The 1994-nt window shown below is 59.5% G+C and carries 3 protein-coding genes; all 3 read right to left on the reverse strand.

The window, feature by feature from the left end:
* Positions 1-224: 224 nt before the first annotated feature.
* On the reverse strand, positions 225-446 hold the full coding sequence (locus BN2475_RS36105; RefSeq protein WP_245841745.1) for a hypothetical protein: 222 nt from the start codon (positions 444-446) through the stop codon (positions 225-227).
* 153 nt (positions 447-599) lie between these two features.
* Positions 600-809: a hypothetical protein gene (locus BN2475_RS32565; protein WP_094783451.1), complete on the reverse strand. Its 210-nt coding sequence runs from the start codon at positions 807-809 to the stop codon at positions 600-602.
* Between the two features lie 119 nt (positions 810-928).
* A complete protein-coding gene (locus BN2475_RS32570; RefSeq protein WP_143326039.1) occupies positions 929-1327 on the reverse strand; it encodes a hypothetical protein in 399 nt (132 codons plus the stop codon).
* Between the last annotated feature and the right edge of the window lie 667 nt (positions 1328-1994).

Genomic DNA, 1994 nt, shown 5'->3' on the forward strand with positions numbered 1-1994 from the left:
TAAACCTAAACGCACCCGGAAGTTCAATGGTCGCCGGTGATTGCCAACCACACCGCCGCGCCCAACTTCCGTAGCCGACCCACAACAGTCGGTCGAACTGGCGCCGACTCAACGGCCGGTTCCAAGGTCAAACCGACATGCGATTACACCGAGGTCGCAGCGGCTCCGCGGCCAGTCGCCATTCAAGTATCGGCTTTGGTGAGACGGCTACACGAAATGAACTGTCAGTGGAAGAGTTCTGCCGAGGACAGGGCATTGTTCTTGAGCTGGCCCCCCGCAACAAGCACCCGGCCATCGGACAGCAGCGTGGCGGTGTGCGAGTCACGCGACAGACCCAGGCTTCCCGTCTGTGACCAACTGCCGCTGGCGGGATCGTATAGCTCGTCGGAGAACCGGTCGAGTTGCGCGATTCCCGCCGTTGCGAGCACGCGGCCGTCGGGCAGCAAAGTAGCAGTATGGTGCTCGCGTGCCTGGACAATGCTCCCGGTCTCTGACCTACCGTGTTGACTGCGGCGCTTGGCGATCACCGGCTTGATACCGCGATCGCGCAGTTGCTGACGGTTAGTGTGGTGGATGAGCGTTTCATGTTCGTATCCCGGTTAGTCGCGGCATTTGTTGCGACGTTTGTTGCGCCATTCCCATACCCGGTCATTCACCAATTTGTAAACCACACCGGCCACGACAAGGATTGCAATCACCGCAGTCGTGTCCTCGCACCATATAGAATGACAGGGATACCCAGCTTGTACTGCCATCGCCGGTTCGGCCAACAACACCAACAGTATAAGAAGCACCATCAACCGTTTCATGTTCGTCTCCGATCAGATCCCGATCCCCGCCAACTCGTCGGCGAACCCACGAAACGCACAAGTCGTCGTCAATGACCGGCGCTTCCATCCTTGGGCTTCCATTGTTCCGGTGCCCAAGGTTACAGGTCGCCGAAAAAGTTAACGTCCCCCTGAAGGGGTATTTGAACTGGCCTCTTAGCGAGCTGCTCCGATTGCAGCTCACGCGCCACTTTGTCGAGCGCCACCTGTGCAGTATCAGTCAGTTGCGACGAGCTGGTTTTGAACGTGATCATCATCTGCAAAGAAGGTTTCCTCGGGGGGCGCGCCGTTTTCGGCTTCGACAGCACGTAGCCTCGGAGGGCGTCGTCGCCCGGTGCATCCGGCGTGAGCGCCTCCGTCACCGCCCGCTCATCGGTGTCCGGCTCTTCCATGAAGGGGTCGGCGTGAACCATGTGCGTCGGCCCGAAGATGCACAGGGCCGCGATGAACAGACAGCGTGCCAACGGTGTATGCAAGCAGAAGCGGACAATGTGTGACATACGGCGACCCTCGAAGAGTCTGACCGTCGGGAACCCGTCCTCGCCGTGTTCGCGGACATCGTCGGCGAGCCACCGACTGGAAACCCTGCTTTGATTGCCTCGTCCTGACAAAACGAACGAACCGCGCCTGATTTGAAGAGCTGCGTCGTGGCGCAACATCCGGTTCCGCCCCTTTCCCTTTCACGGCTAACCATCGTGACCGCAGCGCTCCGACCCACTCCTATCCCGGGCAAGTCCGGTCGGATGCGATCGCGTACCGGAGCGTACGTGCAGTGAGGCCGGCACATCCCTGCCAATACGATCACTCGAGCCCGTCGGCGTTTGTGTCCGCACCAGCATCCACCCGCCTTCGGGAAAGGCGTGCGACAAGTCGAGCGGCCGGGGCCGTGCACCTTTACGCCGGCAAACATCATTTACATTCGGCAATCGAATGACCGTATGCTGACCGAAACCGCCGTCTGAATGTCCGAGTGATACAACAGACGAACGTCTCGTTGTGGCCGGTTGTACGCATTCAGCTCCCTTCATCGAAAGCCGCCGTTCCCTACGGCAGCGGCAGCTTTGTGGCGCCGTAACTGAATGGGTACAACCGTTTAGGTTTATTCGATGCCTGCCGACATGCCCGGACGTATGCACATTCCTGCGGCCGATGGCAGGCATCGAATAA

Origin of the sequence: Paraburkholderia ribeironis (assembly GCF_900019265.1) — a bacterium.
Classification (GTDB): Bacteria; Pseudomonadota; Gammaproteobacteria; order Burkholderiales; family Burkholderiaceae; genus Paraburkholderia; species Paraburkholderia ribeironis.